This is a genomic window from Pseudomonas sp. CGJS7, assembly GCF_036961695.1.
Genome location: NZ_JBAMDI010000066.1, coordinates 1 through 19,995, shown reverse-complemented (window position 1 = coordinate 19,995; position 19,995 = coordinate 1). Strand labels below are relative to the sequence as shown.

Here is a 19,995-nt window from a genome sequence, read left to right as displayed (position 1 = left end):
GCACTACCGGGCCGCTGTCGGCGCTGCGCAAGGCGGCGTTGGAAAGTTTGCTGGCGACCGAGAATGAAGTCGCGCGCAAGCTGCATGAGCGCGCCTCGGGTGTGAGCGAAGCCAGCACAGCCGCGACGCAGACGCCAAGCGCTGTCGCCGATGACGCCACCGACACGGCCGATATCGCGACCCTCACGCCCGCCGAGCCGCCCTCCGATCACCCGTCCACCGCGCCATCGAGCTATGCACGTCTGTTGCCGAACGCGAACCGCAAACTGCAAACCAAGCTGGGCTGGTGGGACCGCTTCCAAACCGCCGACGGCCTGATGCCGGCGCTGGCGCGGGTCGGCGCCGCCGGCGGCATCGTCGGCACGGTGCTGTTCTTCGGCACCTCGCTGGGCATGGCCAAGATCACCGTCATCAACGGTCTGGCCCGGCCGATGCAGGTGCGGATCGACGAAACCACGCTGGAGTTGGCGCCGCTGGAACAGCGCACCCTGGATTTGCCCGGCGAAGGCGCCCACCACATCGTCACCCAGACCGCCGACGGCGCGCCGGTCGAGGAATTCGACAGCGACGCCGGCAGCCACGGCGCGCATTTCGTCTACAACATCGCCGGCGCCGCGCCGCTGATCGAGTGGACCGCGGTGTACGGCGCCCGCGCCGAAGTGCCGCCGCGCAAACTCGGTTCGCCGCGCTGGCTGGCTTCGTCGGCCGACTACAACTTCGAAGAGCCGCCGAAGTCCATCAGCACCAAGTACGACAACGGCGGCACCCGCACCGTGCTGATGGGCTATGCGGAACTGGCGCCGATCAATCAGCTCGAAATGATCGACGGCGAAGAAGCCCAGAGCGAGATCGCCGCCGCGCACGCGCGTTGGGACTTGGGCGATTCGCGCCACCTCGCCACCTGGTTGGCGATGGCGGGCCGGCGCAAGGACTTCCCGCACTTGATCGCCGAACGCCTGCGCCGCACGCCCGGCGAGGTGCTCGCCTTGCGCGCCGAGCAGGACGCGGCGCGGGATACGCCGGCTTATGCGCAAGTCTGCGCGCGCCACCAAGCCTTGGCCGCGCAGTCGCCGCAGTCGGCGGATCTGAGCTATGTCGCCACCCGCTGCACCGGTGAAGGCGAAGCCCAGAATCAGGCGTTCTACGCCGGCCATACGCGCTGGCCGGAGCACCCCTGGTTCGCGCTGGCCGCGGGTTACTCGCATAGCGAACACGCGCAATGGTCGGACGCGCTGCCGTTGCTGCGTCAGGCGGTGAGCAAGATGCCGCAGATCGGCGAATGGGTGGACGTGGAAATCGCCCGGGTCGAGCGAGCCAACGGCACGCCTTCGGCGGTGCGCGCGGACGATGAGAAGATCTCGACCCAGTTGCAGCGTCTGCTTGCGATCGAGCAGGAAAAGGTCCCCGAGGGCAGCGGGCATGCGGCTTATGTGGCGCTCAAGCGCGGCGATCTGGCCGCGGCCTTGAGCGCCTCGGCCATCGATCCGTCGTTGCAAGCGCAGATGCTGCGCTTGGTCGCCGCCTCCGACGGCGCGCCGCGCGATGCGGTCGCCAAGGCCTTGGCGTTGCGGCCGCGCAGCGAGGACATGGACGATGTCAGCGCCTGGACCGCATGGGCGTTGTCGGTGCGCGAGCGCGACGAAAATCCGCGTTTGCGCGAACTGGCGCTGCAGTCCGATCCCAGAGAAGCTGCGCAGATCGCTGCGTTCCTGGATGCGGCCCGGCGCGGCGCCAGCGATGCCGAGGCCGAGCGCGCACTGGGCTCGGTGACCACTCGCTCGCGCGGGCTGGCCTACAGCACTGCCGCGGTGTTGCTGGGTCAGCGTTGCCCGCAGGCCTGGCGCGAAGGCGCCAAGCGCTTGTTGTTCGCGGCCGAGCGGCCGTTCTTCGCCTGATCCGTCCCACGGCGATCCACCCCCGCGCGCGCTTCGGCGCGCGCGGTTCGCGGGCCGAAACCGCCGCCCGCGCTTTGCCGCAATAGCCGGGTTCGTTCACCCGGCCTGCACATTGCGGCCTCGAATCCGCGGCCGACGGCATTTCGCGGACGACACCGAGCGATCGATTTCGCGGCCCCGCAACAGCGTTCGCGCCCTTGCCCGCATGCACCAGCGCGCCCGCTCGCCGCCGCGCACGCAACTGACTGTTGCCCGATCGCCTCTGGCGCGGCGGCGCGCCACTGCCCACACTGTGCAAGCCCCAATCCTTTCCGCCATCGCGCCCAGCGGCGCGCGCGCCGTCGAGTCGTCGCTCTGTCCGCGCCGAACGCCGCTACGCGCGGATGGCGCGCATCCCCCTTCGATTCCTATGTCCATGAGCGCAACCGTCCACACCTCCCCTCTCGCCCGCTCGCTGTGGCAGGGCCGCGCCTGGGTGCTCATCGGCATCGTGCTGTCGGCGTTCACCTTGCGCACCGCGGTGACGTCGCTGACGCCGCTGCTGGATGCGCTGGGCCGCGAGTTCGGTTTCGGTTCCACCATGACCGGCGTGTTCGGCATGGTCCCGACCGCGGCGTTCGCGTTGTTCGGCGTGGCCACGCCGGCGATCGCCCACCGCATCGGCCTGGAACGCGCGGCGCTGTTGGCGATGGCCGCGGCGGCGCTGGGTTTGTTCGCGCGCGGTTTCGTCGCCGACACCGGCCAGTTGCTCGCCGCCAACGCGGTCGCGCTGGCCGGCATGGGCATCGGCAACGTGGTGTTGCCGCCGCTGGTCAAACGCTACTTCGCCGATCGCGTGGGCACGGTCAGCACCGCCTACATCACCGTGTTGCAGTTGGGCACGATCCTGCCGGCGCTGGCCGCGGTGCCGTTGGCGCAGGCCTCGGGTTGGCGGGTGTCGCTGGCGTCGTGGTCGCTGGTCGCGGTGGCGGCGGCGCTGCCGTGGCTGGCGGTGTTGTGGATGGAAGCGCGCGGCCGTTCGGCGCAGGCGCGCGAGTTGGCGCGCACCCACGACCGCGCGGTCGCCGCCGGCGATGAAGCGCCGGAACTGGGCGCGGCCGCGCCGAGCGCGCGCGGCAAAGTCTGGCGCTCGCCGGTGGCCTGGGGCATGGCGCTGATGTTCGGCATGACCTCGCTGATCACCTATTCGATGTTCACCTGGTTGCCCAAGCTGTTGGTCGAAGCCGGCGGCAGCGCCGCGCTCGGCGGCAGCATGGTCGCGCTGTTCTCAACGCTGGGCATGATCAGCGCGCTGTGCATGCCGATGCTGGCGGTGCGCATCGCCAATCCGTTTCCGATCGTGCTGGCCTGCGTGTTGGCGTATCTGGGCGGGTTCGCCGGACTGTTGCTGGCGCCGATGCACGGCACGTTCTTGTGGGTGGCGCTGATCGGCCTGGGCCCGAGCACGTTCCCGCTGGCGCTGACCTTGATCAATCTGCGCACGCGCACGCCGGCCGGTTCGGCCGCGTTGTCGGGCTTCATGCAGGGGCTGGGTTACACCATCAGTTGTCTGGGGCCGCTGGCGTTCGGCTGGTTGCATGAACTCAGCCACGGCTGGGTGTGGCCGTTCGCGATGCTCGGCGCGTGTCTGATCGTGCTGGTGGTGGGCGGGCGGTTGGCGTGCAAGCCGCGGTTTCTTGAAGACAGTTGGTGAGCCTGCTCATTTCGCGGGAATGACGGCTGGGCGGTGATTGCTGGCAATGGCTCGCGCAAAAGCCTGCGTCATCTTCGCGACGTGACAAAGCTCACCCATACACTGTCCAACGCGTCGAGCATTACCAAAAAAGCAGGGCGGCCCAGGCCGCCCTGCTTTTTTTGCGCCGGACGCATCGCCCGCGCATTCCCCTACCGCGGCTCCCCAGCCCCGAAATATTGCAATCGTTCGTGAAACCGCATCGCCGGCGCAGCTTACGCGTTCATCGGCATGAATCGCACGCGTGCGACAGCGGTCAAAGCTCCGATGTGGAAACGCGGGCACAGATCGCCGTGTCATCACGCCGCGGTTTTCAGCAACGGATCACGTAACGCGACACTTCGCTCACGACAATGAACCTACGGGATCCATGCTTGCCTCGAAACCACGCGGCTTCAGCGAAGCCGCGCCCGAAGGAGAACGCTCGATGCATCCGCACACTCTCGCCGCAGCCGTGGGCTGTTCGCTGTTGTTGAGCTCGGCCCTGGCCGGCGCAGCCGATCGTCCCAGCCTGGACGCACTGCGCGCCGATCTGGACAAGACCCACGCCCTGGTGCTCGCGCAAACCCAGCGCGCCGCCTATCCCGAATACTTCCGCCGCGCCTACGCGCGCTACCCCAATCTGCCGTCGGGCTCGCTGGAAGCCATCGCCTACGCCGAAACCAACTGGATGCACGTGCGCCCCGACCCGGCGCAGAACCCGCACGACCTGCACATGCCGCGTTCTTACGGCGTCATGGGCCTGTACCACGGCGGCGGCTTCGCCGATCAGGTCGGCGACGGCGCGCGTTTGATCGGGCGCAGCGCGCAGCAGGTGATCGACGATCCGGAAAGCAACATCCTGGCCGCGGCCGCGCTGCTCGACCGCGCGCTCGCCGCCCAGCAACCCGACAAGCGCAGCCGCGCGCTGGCCGGACCCGAAGCGATGGCGCCGGTGCTGGCGCGTTACGCCGGTTACGGCGCCGGCAACGGCGGCATCGCCGATTACGCCCGCCAGAGCTTCGCTTACGGCGTGCTGCAGACCTTGCAGCGCGGCGTGGATGCGCAAGGCATCAAGATCCAGCCGCAGTCGCTGGAACTGGAACGCGCGTTCGATGCTGGCCAACTGCGCAAGCTGCGTGCGCCGGCGCTGCTGATGAACGCCGATGAAGACAGCGTGCGCATCAACCAGACGCTGAGCGCCGAACTCGCCACGCCCGCGAAGCTAGCGCCGGCCACCGATGTCGGTATCAAGGCGGTGGATTTCGGCGAAGCGATCTGGAACCCGGCCAGCTCCAGCAACTACAGCACCTCATCCAATGCGATGAGCGCGGTCATCATGCACACGATGGAAGGCTCCTACGCCGGTTCGATCTCGTGGTTCCAGAACCCGAGCGCGCAGGTCTCGGCGCATTACCTGATCCGCAAGTCCGACGGCCAGATCACCCAGATGGTGCGCGAGTACCATCAGGCCTGGCACGCCAAGAACCATAACTACTACACCATCGGCATCGAACACGACGGCCGCTCGGCCGACGCCGGCAACTGGTCGTCGGCGATGGTCAACGCCTCGGCGCGTCTGACCAAGAGCATCTGCGCGCGCCGCGGCGTCAACTGCGCCAGCGCCTGGAGCGGCCCGGGTTACGACACCTGGCATCTGGTCCCCGACAGCGTGCGGGTCAAAGGCCACGGCATGCTCTCGGGCAATCAGAACCGTTACGACCCCGGCAAGTATTTCCCCTGGTCGAATTTCTACGGCCTGATCAACGGCGGCGGCAATCCCAACCCGCCGGGCAAGTACTGGGTCGACACCTTCGCCAACGCCACCGGCTACAAGTGGCCGTCGACGCTGACGCCGGTCGGTACGCTCAACCAAGGCACCAACTACGTCTACTGCAAGGCCTGGGGCGAGGAAGTCCGCTCGGGCAGCAGCTACAACCACTACTGGCTCAAGACCGACCTCGACGTCGGCCCGGCCGGCGCCTGGGTCTCGGCGTATTACCTCAGCCGCTGGGGCAACGACGAGGCCCGCGACAACAACGGCGCGGTGATCCCCGACTGCTGATCGCATCAAAGCCCCTCTCCCGCGCGCGGGAGAGGGGTTGGGGTGAGTGCCGCACTCACCCCGCACCACCGAACTCCCCCCACCACCGAGTCACCGATGAAACGAAAGATGATGTTGTGCGAGCGGATCATGTACGTCGATCGCGACTCCACCTTCACCATCGTCCAGGGCGCGCGCATCCGCGGTCGCATCGACCCGGCGCAGCTGCGCCATGCGCTGGACAAGATCCAACTCAAGCATCCGATGCTGCGCTGTTCGATCCAGGACGGCGATCCGCCCGACATCGTCCTGGAAAACGACCCCGCACCGATTCCGTTGCGCCTGGCCGAACGCGTCGACGATGAGGAATGGCAGCGCCAGTCCGACATCGAACGCGAAACCCGTTTCGCCAGCGAGCGCGCGCCGCTGATGCGGGTGGTGTGGGTGCACGGCGAAGACCGCGACGGCCCGGTCGGCGAGTTGCTGGTGGTCTGCCATCACTGCATCTGCGACGGCATGTCGATGATGACGCTGCTGCGCGAAACCCTGGCCTTGTGCGACCGCCCCGACCTGGACATCGGCCGCCACACCAGCATCAACGGCCTGACCGACATCGTCCCGGCCGAGGTGATCGCCGACAAACGCATCCGCCGCAACGCGAGCCTGAAAGCGCTGGCGTTCCGGCTGTTCTTCGCCCTGCGCCGGCGGCGCAAGCCGGTGCCGCAAGGCGAGTTCTATGTGTTGCACTGGAAGCTTTCGCGCGAAGCGACCGCGGCGCTGGCCGCGCGCGCGCGCGCCGAAGGCGTGACCATGTTCGCGGCGATGGGGGTGGCGTTCTCGCTGGCGTTCCGCACGATCAAAGGCACGGGCGCCAAGAGCAAGGTGTTCGCGCCGATCGATATCCGCAAATTCCTGACCCTGATCGGCCCGGACCAGTTGTTCGCGGCCTCGCCCGGCACGATCGTACCGATCGACAAGAGCCTGCCGCCCGATCAGGTCGACGACGCCGCGTTCTGGAACTACGCGCGCCAGTTCAAGACCTTCTTGAACCAGCGCGTGGAGCGCATGTCGCGCAGCGTCCACGAATACTTCATCGGCCTGGAAATGATGCAATCGGTGTTCGCCCAGTTCGTCGCCGAGCGGCGTTCGGACCTGGACGAATTCGACACCACCTTGTCCAACATCGGCCGCATCGACATTCCGCAGGAGTACCAGCACTTCCGCGTCGAAACCGTATTCAGCCCGACCGCGCGGCTGCCGTGGCGCAGCACCACTGCGGTGCTGATGTCCGGTTACGCCGGCGAGCTGGATTTCGCTTTGACCTGCGATACCGCTTCGCTGTCGCGCGCCCAATCCGAGCGGGTGCGCGATCTGGCCATCGCGCTGCTGCACGAACGCGCGCACGCGCCGGCCGCGCGCAGCGAACCGCTGAAGGAGGCCGCATGAGCGAGGCGCGCGCCGACGCCGGATCGCCGGAAGCCGCGGCTGTCCACGAACTCGAACGCGCCGACGCCACCGCGGCGGCCGCGCCGATCGATCTGGACGCCTTCGGCGTGGTGGCGGTGCTGTGGAATCCGGAAGCCGAGCACTTGGCTCATCTGGAACGCACCCGCGCCGTGTGCCGGCATATGGTCGCGGTCGACAATTCGCCGCAGGCCGATGCGGCGCTGCATGCGCGCCTGCGCGAAGCCGACATCGAGGTGGTCCACAACGCCAACCGCGGCGGAATCTCCGGCGCTTACAACCGCGGCGCGCAAGTATTGTTCGGGCGCGGCTGCCAGGTGATGTTCCTGCTCGATCAGGATTCGCAACTCGGCGCGGATTTCTTCGACGGGATGATGCGCGCCTGCGCGCGCACCGGCGGCGACGCCTTCATCGTCGGGCCGAAGGTGTTCGAGGCCAACCTGGGCCGTTATCTGCCGGTGTTCTCGCCTGAACTGCGTATGCCCAAACCCGAGCGCATCGACGACCGTCAGCAAGGCCTGATCCCGACCTTGTTCGTGATCTCCTCCGGCTCGGCGGTCTCGGCCGCGGCGTTCCGCAAGCTCGGCGAGTTCCGCGAGGATTACTTCATCGAGTACGTCGACATCGAGTACGGCATGCGCGCCACCCGCGAGGGCGTTCCGGTGTTCGTCAACGCCGGCGTGGAGATCCGGCAGAAGGTCGGGGAGTACGTCAAACGCGGGATTTTCTCGACCAGCAACCACGTCGCCTGGCGCCGCTATTACGCCTCGCGCAACGCGGTGCACGCGCTGCGCTCCAACGCCTCGCGCTGGTCGATCCACTGGCTGATCGAACTGCTGACCTTGCACCAAGTCGCCTGCGTGCTGGTGTGCGAGCAGCACAAGTTGCGCAAGGTGGTGGCGATCGCGGTCGGTTACTTCGACGGCTTGTTCGGCAAGCTCGGCACCTTCGAACAGCGGCATCCGAAGGTCGCGGCGTTCTGCCGGCATTGATGGGCGAGGCGGCCATCGCGCTCGTGCGCGGTGGCCGCGGCCTGACTCAAAACGCGTCGCTGCCCGGACGCAGGTCGATGCCCAGCGCGGCCGCGACCGCCTGCATGTTTTCGTCGTCGCGGCGCAGCGCGATCCAGCCGGCGTAAGCATCGCCGCCGGTGTCGCGGTTCCACAGCGTGTAGCCGTGCTCGCGCAAGCGGTCGTAGGCGGTCGACATCAGCGCGGGCACGTCGGTGCCGTCGAGGAAGTCGTCGTCGCCGGGGTCTTCCACGCCCCAGTCCACGCGCAGGTTCCAGCGCGCGGCCAGTTGCGCGATCGCGTCGATGAAGGACTCGGTGTCCTTCCAGTCCACGTAGAAGCCCGAGGTCCAGTCGATCGCGTCCTGCAGGGTGTCGATCGCCTCGCCGCCGTCGTCGTCCTCGCGCGCTTCGCGGAAGCGCGCGAACTGTTGCAGCGCGGTCTCCTCATCGCCTGGATTGATCAGCAGCAGCAACTGCCAGTACAGGGTTTCCTCGTTCAACTCCTCGTCTTCGTCGGAGGAGAAGTCGAAACCCTCGTCTTCGTAGTCGGATTCGTTGTCGGGCATGGCGGTCGATCGCGGTGGGGGCGGCCCATGGTGATCGAAAACGGCCGGACCGGGAATGAGCCGATCGGGGCATTGGCGCGGCCGGTGCGGCCGCGGGCGCCGCGCGGCGGCCGGCCCATAACGAAAAAGCCCGGCTTGCGCCGGGCTTTTCGAGCGACCTGCGGCTTGCGCCGCCAGTCAGCGGGTACGGGCGATTAGACCGCCTGGACCTGGTCGGCCTGCAGGCCCTTCTGGCCCTGCGTCACCACGAAGGTGACCTTCTGGCCTTCCTGCAGGCTCTTGAAGCCCTGGCCCTGGATCGCGCGGAAATGCACGAACACGTCATCGCCGCCTTCGCGGGAGATGAAGCCAAAGCCCTTAGCGTCGTTGAACCACTTCACGGTTCCGGTTTCACGATCTGCCATGTTGCTAACTCCTTGAAACGTAGTATTGGAATGCCGCTTGCGCGGCGGTGGGGCTGGTTGCAAGGAGGAAGCGTGGAACGATGGAGTGGATCTGTGGATCGATGATCTACGGCATCGGGTCACGACCTACGGTGACCCTTGACTAACTCAGCTCGCACACCGTAGTGGCGTCTGGAACGAAAATCAATTGGCTTGAACGTCCGATGTTCAGCGGATTTGCCAAATCGGGCACGAATTCACCGATTGGGGGCCAAGTCGCGACCCGGTGCGGGCAAGGGGGCCGGTGCGCTCGCTGAGCCTATCTCTGTGATTTTATTAACTTTTGCCATCCATTCACGACGATTCGCCAGGCCGCCGGGCGCGGCCGGTCCCGGCGTTCGCGCCGATCGGGCTGAACGGGCGCTCTGGCACCTCGCTGGTGCCTTTGAGAGCAGTCCAGGCGCCATTTCAGGCACCAGATGCGCCGACCCCGGCGCTAGCCGCCTTCGCCGCTGTCGGCGTCGGCGCGGGTCTGGGCCCGGCGCCAGATCGCGTACTCGGCCCGGTTGAGGCGGAAGTCCTGCAGCGCGAAGGCGGCCGCGCCGCGATCGGCCGCGCTGCTGGCCGGGTCGTCGGCGATGTCCAGCAACGCCTCCTTGAGCCCGTCGCTGCGCGCATGCGAACTCTGCACCCCGGCGATGGCTTTGCCGCGCACCTGCGGCGAGGCGTCGAGCAGCGCGCGGTGCAACAGCTCTTCGGCCTGGGCGCCGTCGTCCCATTGCGCCAGTTGCAGCACCGCTTCGGCGCGCACGGCCGGATCGGGATGGCGGGTGAGTTGGCCCAGCTCGGCCAACACCGGCACCGCGTCCTCGGCCGGCATCGTGGTCGGGGTCAGCATGCCGACCAGTTCGGCGGTGCGTTCCGGGGTGCCGCCTTGCTGCAGCTTGGCCAGCACCGCGCCGCGCACTTCGGCGCGGTCCATCGAGTACGCGCGCAGCAGTTCCAGGCCGTCGCGTTCGTCCTCGGCGCGGGTACTGGCGGCGAGCGACAGGGCGAACCGCAGCACGTCCTCGCCGGAGACCGCGTTGAGCAACGACAGCAACTCGCCGCGCGCGACCGCATCGGTTTCGTCGCGGTAGCGCTGCAACAGCCCGCGCAGGAAGGTCGGGTCGCGGCTGGCGCGTTGGCGCAACGATTCGAAGCTCACCGGCGCGCCGCCGTCGAGCGAGAGGTAATCCGGGTACGGCGAGTGTCCGCTGGGCGCGTGCGGCGCCGACGGCGCGGCGGCCGCGCTCGGCTTCGGCGGCGCGCGCTCGGCCTGCGCGACCGGCGCGCGCTGGCGCTGCAGTTGGTAGGCGCTGCCGGCGAAAGCGCCGACCGCGGCGGAGACGATAACGATCAGGGCGATGCGAACGGCGGTCATCGGCTAACGCGGTGTGAGTACGGTTCAAGCATAACGCTGCGTGCCCGCCCCTCTCCCGACTCGCGGGAGAGAGGCTGGACGCGGTTGGTGCGACGCCTCAGCAATCCGGCGCCACCCGCCCGTCCGAACCGGTGTAGGTGTAGGCGTCGGGAATGAAGCGGCCGCTGCCGATCCGGTTCCAGATGTTGCTGGTGCCGTAGGTGCCGGTGACCGAGGTGCCGGTGGTCTGGCATTGGATCGTCACCGCCGCGCCGTCGTTCAAGCTGCCGACGATCGAGTATGAAGTGCCCGGCCCGGAGCGCACGTTCAAGGGCGTGCCGCTGGTTTCGACCCGGCCGCTGGCGCCGCCGCCACCGCCGCAGCTGTTGCGGCTGGTGTAGTTGGCGCTGCCCCAATACGTGATCTGCGAGCCGTTGAACTTGATCTTCTGCGCGCTGCCGTTGAGGCGTTCTTCGAAATGCAGATGCGGGCCGGTCGAGCCGCCGGTGGTGCCGACGGTGCCGATGGTCTTGCCCATCGCCACGTTCTGGCCCACCGACACCGAGTACGAGTTCAGATGCGCATACAAGGTGCTCCAGCCGCCGCCGTGATCGATCACCACGTACTTGCCGTAGCTGGTGTTGCCCAGATTGCGCACCACGCTGACCGTGCCGGCGGCGGCGGCGACCACCGGGTCGCCTTCGTCGTTGGCGCGGTTGAAGTCGACCGAGTTCTGCGGACTGTGGTTGGTGCGGGTCTGGCCGGACCAGACCTGGCCGCACGGGAACGGCATCTGGAACGTCGGCGCGGCCTGCGCGGCCGAGCCGAACAACGCCGCGAAGGCGAACAGCGCGAGCGCGCGGCCACTGCGATTGACGGATTTCATCACTAGCTTCACTCCATCGTTGGGGCCGGGGCGGGCGCGCCGCGGCGACCAGGGCGAGACAACGGGACGAACGGTTGAGTCAGTGCGCGATCTGTACATCGTCGAAGTACACGTTCACATCGAAGCTGGTCTGCTCGCGCAGCAGCCACAGCGCATCCAGACGCACGCCGGCCGCGTCGATCTGACCGTTGCTGGCGCCGGCCCAGGCGTTCCATTGCGCGGCGTCGTCCAGGGCCCATTCCAGGTAGGTCCACTGGCCGGTCGGAATCGCGCGTTCGACCGCGCGTTCGGTGCCGTCGCTGTCGTCGATGCTCAACGAGGCGCGCAAGCCGCTGGCGCCGGTGTAGACCCAGACCCCGACCTTGCCGCCGGCGCGGATCAATTCCAGGTTATTGGCCGGCGTGCCGCCGCCGGACAGCACCCGCACCGACCAGGCGGTGGCGACGGCGGGATCGTCCTTGAGCAACACCCGCAGCGAGCACGTACCGTTCTTGCGCGTGGCGCAATCGCGCTGCGCCAACGACGCGGTGGAGACGCCGACGGTGCTGCCCGACGCGGTAGGCGCGCTGGCGAACCGGCCCACGCCGGCTTCGAAATCGTCGAACACCACCGCGCCGCCGCCCGGTCCGCCGCCGTCGTTGGCGAGGAAGGCGTTGCGTTGGCCGCCGGGGTTGTTGTTGCCGTTGAAGTAATGATTGGCGATCCAGCGCCAGTCGCGGCCGTTGTTGGCGGCCCAGCGCTGGGTGCCCCACTGGCTCATGCCGCGGCCGTGGCCGAAGCAACCGCGACCGCGGCCGACTTCGTCCGACAGGCACGGCCAGCCGTTGCGCGGCGAACCGTTGCGGCCGTTGCCGCAGCTCAGATCGTTGTTGACGCAGGACAGGCCGTCGCCGGGATCGTCCCAGGCGTTGTTCTCCGAGGAGTACTCGCTGAACGCCGCGCTGGCGCCGTCGCGGGTGAGCAGCACACCGCGGGTGGCGGCGGCCGCGGCCACGGTGGCGGCGACGCTGTCGGCGTTGAAGGCCTGGCAGGAGGTGCTGGAACAAATGTCGTAGCGGCTGTTGACCGGATGGGCGACGTAGTACGCGGCGTAACTGCGGTACGCCACCGCGCCGGCGGCCAGGGATTGCGGATTCCACGAGGGAATCCATTCTTCGTCCAGGCCGCGGCCGACATAGTCTTCGAACACGTAGACCGATACGCCGGTGCAGGAGCGGCCCGAGCAGTTGGTGCCGACGCGGATGCTGGACGGCACCGGCACGCTGGCCGACTGCGCGGCCAGGCGCGCGGCTAACGCAACCGTGTCGGCACGCGCGGGATCGAGAGTCGTTTCTGCATTGGACGCGGCGATATCGGTGTTCGCCCGCATCGCGTCTTCGATCGATAACGGCCGCTGCTGGTCTTCGCGTTGGCGCGCGCGTTGCTGCACATGGCGGCGGTCGGTCTCGGCCGCGCCGGTGCCGCGTTCGAGATCGACGATGAGATGGCGGCTGTCGTTGATCAGCGGCAGGCCGTTCAAACCTTGGCCGCGGTAACCGGCGGCGGCGATGCTCAGATCCAGCGTCGCCGGCAAGGCCTCGCTGTCGTCGGCGAGCGAACGCGGCAATTGCGCGGAGAGTTCGAAATAGCCGTCCTGGTCGGTGGTCGTGCGCGAGCCTTGACTGCTTTGGATGCGCACGCCGGCCAGCGCGCGGCCGCTGGCGCGATCGTAGACATGGCCGCTGAACACCGCGCAGCGCGCGCAGGCGGCGGCCTTGAGCGCGAGCAGGTCCAGCGCCTCCGACGGCGCCGTCGGCGGCAGCCACACGGTGACCGGCAACGGCTGCGCGGCGTCGATGCGCAGTTGCGTGCTGATCGACTGATGCGCGCTGGCGCCGACTTGCAGCCGGTAGTCGCCGGGTTCCAGGGTGGCGATGCGTTCGCCGCCAGCGGCGGTGCGCAGATCGCGCACGCGCGCACTGTCGCCGAGCGCATGCAGCACCAGATTGGGATTCAAGCTGCGGCCGGTGACGCTGTCGCGCACCCGGATCGGCAGATTGCGCGCGGCGTTGCCGGCATTCGCTGCTGCCACGGTCGCGGCGGCGGACACGTCAGCGCCGTCGCCGTTCGCGCTGGCGCCGCGCAACCACTGCGCGAACACCGCACCGGCGATCAGCAAGGCAAGGATCGCCGGCCAAGTGGGCACGCGTGAAGGCCGATGGCCCGTGGATCGCGGCGCGTCATTGGATTTGGACATAACAGCCCCCTGCGCTTTACGCCCGGTCTTGCATCCGGTGCTTCAATCGCACCGACCGGGAACACCGAAAAGAGCGCGCAGGCCGCTGCGGGATTGCGGCCTGCGCGCCCACCCCATCAGTTCTTCACTTGCACATCGTCCAGGTACACGTTGACGTCGAACGAGGTCTGGTCGCGGTACAACCACACCGCATCGAGCTTGACGCTGGCGGCGGTGATCGCGCCGTTGGCGCCGCCCACCCACGCGTCCCACTGGGCGTCGTCGGTCAGGCTCCACTCCAGGTAAGTCCAGGTATTGGCCGGGATCGCGCGGCTGAGCGAACGTTCGGTGCCGTCGCTGTCGTCGATGCCGATCGCCGCGCTCATGCCGGTGGCGCCGGTGTAGACCCAGAAACCGACCTTGCCGTTGGCGCGGGTCAAGGCGGCGTTGCTGCCGGGATTGCCGCTGCCCGACAACAACCGCACCGCCCAGGCGTCGGCGCTGGCGGTGTCGTCCTTCAGCAACACCCGCAGCGAGCACTCGCCGTTCTTGCGCGTGGTGCAGTTGCGCTCGGCCAGCGACGCCGCGGCGATGCCGGTGGTGCTGCCCGAGTACGCCGGCGAGGTGTCGAAGTGGCCGACCGTGCTTTCGAAATTGTCGATCACGCTGCCGCCGCCGGGCGGGTTGCCCGGATTGAGCAGGTTGTAATAGCGCGCCCAATCCCAGTTGATGCCCGGGTCGGTGTGGGTCTGGCTGCTGTAATGCTGGTGGCCTTTGACCTTCACGCTGGTCGGCAACACGTTGATGCCGGTACCGGCCGGGCCCTTGAACGCGCTGGCGCAGCTGATCGCGCTGTAGGTCGCGCAGAAGTGCCGGGTCAGCGCGGCCGAGGCGTTGTACATCGCCGCGGTGTACCAGCTGGCATTGTTGATGAAGCCTTCGTGCTCGATGCCCAAGGTGGTCTTGTTGTGCACGCCGACGTGATGGGCCGCGCGGTTCTCGCGCACCATCTGGGTGATCTGGCCGTCGGAGCTGCGGATCAGGTAGTGCGCGCTGACGCTGTTGGGATTGTTCTGGAACCAGGAGATGCTGCCGGCGTAATAGCCCTGCATCGTGTGGATGGTCACCGAGTCGTAGGAGGTGCGGGTGGAGTGGTACGGCGAGGCCACCCACAGCGCCGGCGGATAGTCGGTGCTCTTTTCGTCGGCCGCGGCCGCGGCCGGCGCCTGCAAGGTTTCGCTGACCGGATCGATCGCGAACGCGTCGCCTTGCGCGGCGTTCAAACGCCCGGCTTCGACCCGGTCGTTAGTCACGTCCAGACGCACGAACGGCGCACGCAAACGCACCAAGGCATTGGCATCGAACGCCCGCTCCCACGCCACCGCGCGCTCGGGCACCCGGATGCCGCGGTCGTTGACGCCCTTGTCCTGCGCCGACAACACGTCGAAGGCGAAGCTGGCGCGCGCGTGCGACTGCACCGCGCTCTTGGCCTGGCCGCGGGCGAAACCGGCGTAACGCTCCAACGCCGCGCGAGTGGCTTCGACCGGCGACTTGGCATTCACCCCGTCGGCGCGCAGTTCGCGATCCAGCAAGGCCGCGGCGGCCAGGATGTTGCTGAGCGGGTCGCGCTGGACCTGCGCGGCCGGCACGCCGAGCAGGCGCGCGCCCTCGCCGACCTGATCGGCGAAGCCTTCGCCGCGGTACAGGCCCATCACGCCGAAGGCCCGCGGCATGTGCTGGTGCTGCTCGCCGTAGCTTTCGGCCTGCGGGTTCAGGTGCTGCCAGCGGCTCATCACGTACGCCACCGACTCCAGGGTGCCGGCCGGAATGGCGGGGTAACGCGCATAGGCCTGGCGGAAGTAGCCGGCGTACAGCTGCCGGTCGACCCGCTCCAGCGATTCTTGGATTTGCAGCCGCTGCGCCAGGGCGCGGTCTTCCGGAGCGGCTTGGGCCAGAGCCGCCGGGGCGGCCAGGGCGAGTACGGCGACTACTGCGAACGGCAACGGCGATAACCACGGCTGCTTGCGATCCGACCGACGGACGGAATATTCGTTCATCTTCGTCTTCCCCATGAGAATTAAAAATTCCCGCGCCGCCCTTGTACTGCATTTGTTTGTCGCGCAAGTACTGGCCGCCGGGGTTTGCGGCGGCAGAATTCGGTTCCGCGACGGCAGTCACCTGGGGAGTGGGCGCTGGGACGAATCCGGGCGCCGGGGCGGCGCACGCGGCTGTGCGACGGCCTGGGTATGGATGCGCTGCGTCATGGCCGGCCGCGCGGGATCGGCGGCTCAAGCCGCGGCCGTGGTCGCCGGGATCGCGCGCCCGCGCGGGCGGATCAGCGTCGGCGCGCGCCGGAACGCCGCGGCTCGCCGAACAGCAGGTTCATGGCGCCGCAGAAGACGCCGAGGAACAGCAGCAAGATCAGCACCCGGCAGAACACCCCGAACGAAAACCAGAACGGCGCTTCGGCGAACAGCATGCGGGTGCGGCGTATGTACATCACGCCGGTGGTGAGGGCGATGAACAAGTCGCGCAGGCCGGCCAGAACGAACAGGCCGGTACAGGTGCCGATCAACGCGCCGGCGATTCGCTTGCCCGTACGCGAAGGCGCGATGCCGTCGGTGCGCTGGGCGGCCGGTTCGGAAACGCGCGCCGCGGCCGGGCGTTTGCGTGGAAGCGGCGCAGGCAACAGCGTGGACGGCGATGCAGCGCGTGCGCGATGGCCTTTGCGGCCGCGCCGATGCTCGATGCGCTGGCCAATGCGCTCGCTTCGGCGGGCGTGCTTTATGCGTGCGGCTTCGGCCTCGGCCTGGAGGTCGGCGGCGAACACATCGACATCGTTGCGCGCGCTCGCCGCAGCGGTCGCCTCGGACGCAGCGACGCGCGTCTGCGCATCCAGCCCCAGGTAGCGCTGGATTCGTGTTTGCAGTTGCCGGGCTTCGTCGCTGCGCGCTGGCAGGACGAACTCTTCGCCGGTGATGGCGTGCTCGTAACCGGCCGCATCGATCAGCACCAGGCCGGTCTTGCGCCACGCCCCGCCGCCACGCTCGCGCAGTTGCAACGATCGCGGCTTGGCGAAATCCAGGCGCCATTGCAGACGTTGCCGGCCAAGCAAATCCCAGCCGAAACATTCGCAACGGCCGGCTTCGCGCATCAAGCGCAATTGCCACTGCGGGCGCGCTGACGACAGCATCACCGCGCCGAGCCCGCACAGCAGCGAATACAACGACAGCAGAATCAGACCATCCAACACGCGCAGCCGGCTCATCCGATTCAAGAACGCGCCGGCGCCGAATAGCTCATCCGCACCGATCAGCAGCGGTGCCCCGAGTATCAGCAGCAGCGCGAACGCGGCGCCGGCCAAGGTCGCCGGCCATTGGCTGCGGCCGACGATCAACGCGCCGTCGCGTTCGAGAATCGTCAAGCGCATGCGCGCGCCGCGGGCATGCGCGCGACGACGCGGGCACTGTGGCGGCTCGGGCGCGGGCCGTGCGGCATGGGTCGTCCTTGATCCGAAGATGCGCCCAGTGTCGGCGCAGCCGGTGGCGAGGTCAAAGCCGGCATCGCCCGCGCGGGCGACGCCGGCCGCCCCGCGCGAACCTCACACCGGCGAGGGATTGCGCTCTTCGAACCCGGCCTGATGCCAATACGGATAGGCCTTGTCGCGCGCGCTGGCGGCATCGAGCCTGGCCACTTGCTCGGCGCTGAGGTTCCAACCGACCGCACCGAGGTTCTGCCTGAGCTGCTCCTCGTTGCGCGCGCCGATCACCACCGTCGCCACGGTCGGCCGCTGCAGCAACCAGTTCAGCGCGATCTGCGGAACGGTCTTGCCGGTTTCCGCGGCGATTTCGTCGAGCGCGTCGACCACGCGGAACAAGTATTCGTCCTGCACCGGCGGGCCTTTGTCGGCGGTGACGTGCAAGCGGCTGTTGTCCGGCAACGGCTGGCCGCGACGGATCTTGCCGGTCAGGCGGCCCCAGCCCAGCGGGCTCCACACCACCGCGCCGACGCCCTGATCCAGGCCCAGCGGCATCAGTTCCCATTCGTAGTCGCGGCCGATCAGCGAGTAGTACGCCTGATGCGCCACGTAACGGCTCCAGCCGTAACGGTCGGCGAGCGCCAGCGATTTCATCAGATGCCAGCCGGAGAAATTCGACACGCCCAGATAGCGCAGCTTGCCGGCGCGGACCAGATCGTCGAGCGTGGACAGGGTTTCTTCGATCGGCGTGCGCGCGTCGAAGCCGTGCAACTGGAACAGATCAATGTAGTCGGTGCCCAGGCGCTTGAGCGAGTCGTCGATGGTGCGGATCAGGTGATGGCGCGAGGAACCGACCTGGTTGGGGCCGTCGCCGAAGCGGAAGGTGGCCTTGGTCGAGATCAGCACGCTGTCGCGCGGGCGGCCCTTGAGCGCGGCGCCGAGGATCGACTCGGCCGCGCCGTTGGAATAGATGTCGGCGCTGTCGAACAGGTTGACGCCGGCCTCGATCGCGATATCAAGCAGGCGGCGCGCGCCGTCGACATCGGTCTGGCCCCAGGCCTTGAAGAAATCGCCTTCGCCGCCGAAGGTGCCGGTGCCGAAGCTCAGCACCGGCACGCGCAGGCCGGACGCGCCCAGATAACGATGTTCCATGCCGCACCTCGAAACGGGGAGAGAGGGGCATTGCACGCCATTGCGGGCGTGGGCTCAATCGATGTGGGTGGGATGGTGCGTTGTGCGGTGGGTGGAGGGCGGCAAAACTATCGAATCTTCGACGGATTTCGCTTTGGCGAAGCCGATCGCCCAATGACTTCAGCACCATCCCTCCAGGACGTCATTCCCGCGCAGGCGGGAATCCAGAGCCTTCAGCGTCGTCTCTCCAAGTCGTCATTCCCGCGAACGCGGGAATCTAGCGACTTCAAACGTTCTCGCACGAAAGGCACTGGATTCCCGCCTTCGCGGGAATGACGACTTGGAGAGTGCCGGCTGAAGTCTCATGGCACTGGATTCCCGCCTTCGCGGGAATGACGTGCTGGAGAGTGCCGGCTGAAGTCTCATGGCACTGGATTCCCGCCTTGGCGGAAATGACGGTCTGGGAGAGGACTCCCGCCTTCGCGGAAATGGCGGTCTGCCAGAGGGCTCCTGCTTTCGGAGAGTGACAGTCTGCGAGGGAGCTTTAGTTTTCGTGGAAATAGAGGCCCGAAGCAGCCCCGCGAAACCTCACCGCCCCGGCGCGAACTTCACATCCGAAGGCGACTGCATCGCCACCGTCTGCACGGTCTTGCCGAGCTTGCCGCTGCGCGTATCGCGTTCGATCACCACCAGCGTATTGCTGTGCTGATTGGCCACCACCACAAAGCGCCCGTCCGGCGACAGCGCGAACTCGCGCGGGCCCCTGCCTTCGGTTGCGCGGCGCTGCACCGCACTCAAACGTCCGTTGCCGGCATCGACCGCATACACGGCGATGTGGTTGTCCTCACCGCGATTGCTGGCATACAGAAACCGGCCGTCGGCCGACAGATGCAGCGCCGCGGCGGCATTGCCGCTGGCGCGGCCGGGATCCAACGCGACGGTCTGGGCGATGCTAAGGCGCCCGTCCTGGTAATCCAGCACCACCACTTCGCCGCTCATTTCCAGGGTCAGGTAAGCGTGACGACCGTCGGCGTCGAACAACAGATGACGCGGGCCCGTGCCGGGCGGCAGTTCCAGATAAGGCGTCGGCGCGGCCAGCAACGGCCGCTCGGCGCTGCGCGCCGGGTCGTAGCGATAGCCATACACCTTGTCCGCGCCCAGATCGGCGGCGTAGACATAGCCGCCATCGCGCGAGGACACCACCGCATGCACATGCGGCGAGAGTTGGCGTTCGCGATCGGCCTGACTGGCGCGATGGGTCAGCGACTGCACCGCCGGCTGCAGGCGGCCTTCGCCGTCGACGGGCAACACCGCCAGGGTGCCGCCGGGCGAGGCGTTGCCGGAGTAGTTGGCGACGAACAGATACTTGCCGTCGGCGCTGGCCGAAGCATGCGCAGGATCGTCGCCGAGGCTGTTGGCCTGCGACAGACGCCGCGAAGCCGCGGCGCCGCGGGCGAGTGCGAAGCTGCTGGCGCGGCCGACCGGATCGGCCGATTTCGGGCCGTTTTCGTTGACCGCGTACAAGGTGGCGCCGTCGGGCGAGAAGGTGATCCAGGACGGGTTGTCGGTTGCGATCACCTCCAGCGGTTCCGCGCCGATCCGGCCCTGGGCCGGGTCGAAACGGTAGCGGCCGATGCCTTTGCAGTTCGGGCCGGTGTAGCAGCCGATCAGCAATTCGGTCGACGCCGCGGCGGTGGACGGGGCGGCGGCGGCCGCGCCGGCAAGGGTCGAGGTCATCAGCACACTCCAGGCAAACAGGGCGGATCGCAGGGTCATCGGCGGGGTCGTCGGCGGTTGCGGCGCATCGG

At 68.0% G+C, this 19,995-nt stretch carries 13 protein-coding genes; 4 read left to right on the top strand and 9 right to left on the bottom strand.

Features of this window, described 5'->3' with window-relative positions; translation table 11 throughout:
• Positions 1-2,310: 2,310 nt before the first annotated feature.
• From V7787_RS31050 to V7787_RS31035, 4 genes are all read left to right on the top strand, one after another.
• Positions 2,311-3,588, top strand: a complete 1,278-nt coding sequence (locus tag V7787_RS31050; RefSeq protein WP_336091238.1) for an MFS transporter — start codon at positions 2,311-2,313, stop codon at positions 3,586-3,588.
• A gap of 466 nt (positions 3,589-4,054) precedes the next feature.
• Positions 4,055-5,671 carry an N-acetylmuramoyl-L-alanine amidase gene (locus V7787_RS31045; protein ID WP_336091236.1) on the top strand — a complete coding sequence of 539 codons (1,617 nt, stop codon included), beginning with the start codon at positions 4,055-4,057 and terminating at the stop codon, positions 5,669-5,671.
• A gap of 96 nt (positions 5,672-5,767) precedes the next feature.
• Positions 5,768-7,096, top strand: coding sequence for a condensation domain-containing protein (locus tag V7787_RS31040; protein WP_336091234.1), 1,329 nt, complete (start codon positions 5,768-5,770; stop codon positions 7,094-7,096).
• Positions 7,093-8,106 (top strand): glycosyltransferase, encoded by a 1,014-nt coding sequence (locus V7787_RS31035; RefSeq protein ID WP_336091233.1) that lies wholly within the window; start codon positions 7,093-7,095, stop codon positions 8,104-8,106. Before V7787_RS31040 ends, V7787_RS31035 begins: the two co-directional genes overlap by 4 nt.
• 46 nt (positions 8,107-8,152) lie before the next feature.
• Here the strand turns inward: V7787_RS31035 and V7787_RS31030 are convergent, their stop codons facing one another.
• The 9 genes from V7787_RS31030 to V7787_RS30990 form a co-directional block, all read right to left on the bottom strand.
• Positions 8,153-8,692: a DUF6630 family protein gene (locus V7787_RS31030; protein WP_336091232.1), complete on the bottom strand. Its 540-nt coding sequence runs from the start codon at positions 8,690-8,692 to the stop codon at positions 8,153-8,155.
• 194 nt (positions 8,693-8,886) lie between these two features.
• Complete coding sequence (locus V7787_RS31025) at positions 8,887-9,096, bottom strand: cold-shock protein (protein ID WP_336091230.1); 210 nt, start codon at positions 9,094-9,096, stop codon at positions 8,887-8,889.
• Between the two features lie 475 nt (positions 9,097-9,571).
• Positions 9,572-10,498, bottom strand: a complete 927-nt coding sequence (locus tag V7787_RS31020) for a HEAT repeat domain-containing protein (protein WP_336091229.1) — start codon at positions 10,496-10,498, stop codon at positions 9,572-9,574.
• Between the two features lie 97 nt (positions 10,499-10,595).
• Entirely contained in the window at positions 10,596-11,363 is a 768-nt protein-coding gene (locus V7787_RS31015) for a peptidoglycan DD-metalloendopeptidase family protein (protein ID WP_336091228.1), read from the bottom strand.
• Between the two features lie 79 nt (positions 11,364-11,442).
• Positions 11,443-13,599 (bottom strand): SpoIID/LytB domain-containing protein, encoded by a 2,157-nt coding sequence (locus V7787_RS31010; RefSeq protein WP_336091227.1) that lies wholly within the window; start codon positions 13,597-13,599, stop codon positions 11,443-11,445.
• Positions 13,600-13,715: 116 nt separating this feature from the next.
• A complete protein-coding gene (locus V7787_RS31005) occupies positions 13,716-15,635 on the bottom strand; it encodes an N-acetylmuramoyl-L-alanine amidase (RefSeq protein WP_336091226.1) in 1,920 nt (639 codons plus the stop codon).
• 278 nt (positions 15,636-15,913) lie between these two features.
• Complete coding sequence (locus V7787_RS31000; protein ID WP_336091225.1) at positions 15,914-17,008, bottom strand: hypothetical protein; 1,095 nt, start codon at positions 17,006-17,008, stop codon at positions 15,914-15,916.
• Between the two features lie 171 nt (positions 17,009-17,179).
• On the bottom strand, positions 17,180-18,208 hold the full coding sequence (locus V7787_RS30995) for an aldo/keto reductase (protein ID WP_336091223.1): 1,029 nt from the start codon (positions 18,206-18,208) through the stop codon (positions 17,180-17,182).
• Positions 18,209-18,775: 567 nt separating this feature from the next.
• Complete coding sequence (locus V7787_RS30990; protein ID WP_442965341.1) at positions 18,776-19,924, bottom strand: lactonase family protein; 1,149 nt, start codon at positions 19,922-19,924, stop codon at positions 18,776-18,778.
• Positions 19,925-19,995 lie beyond the last annotated feature (71 nt).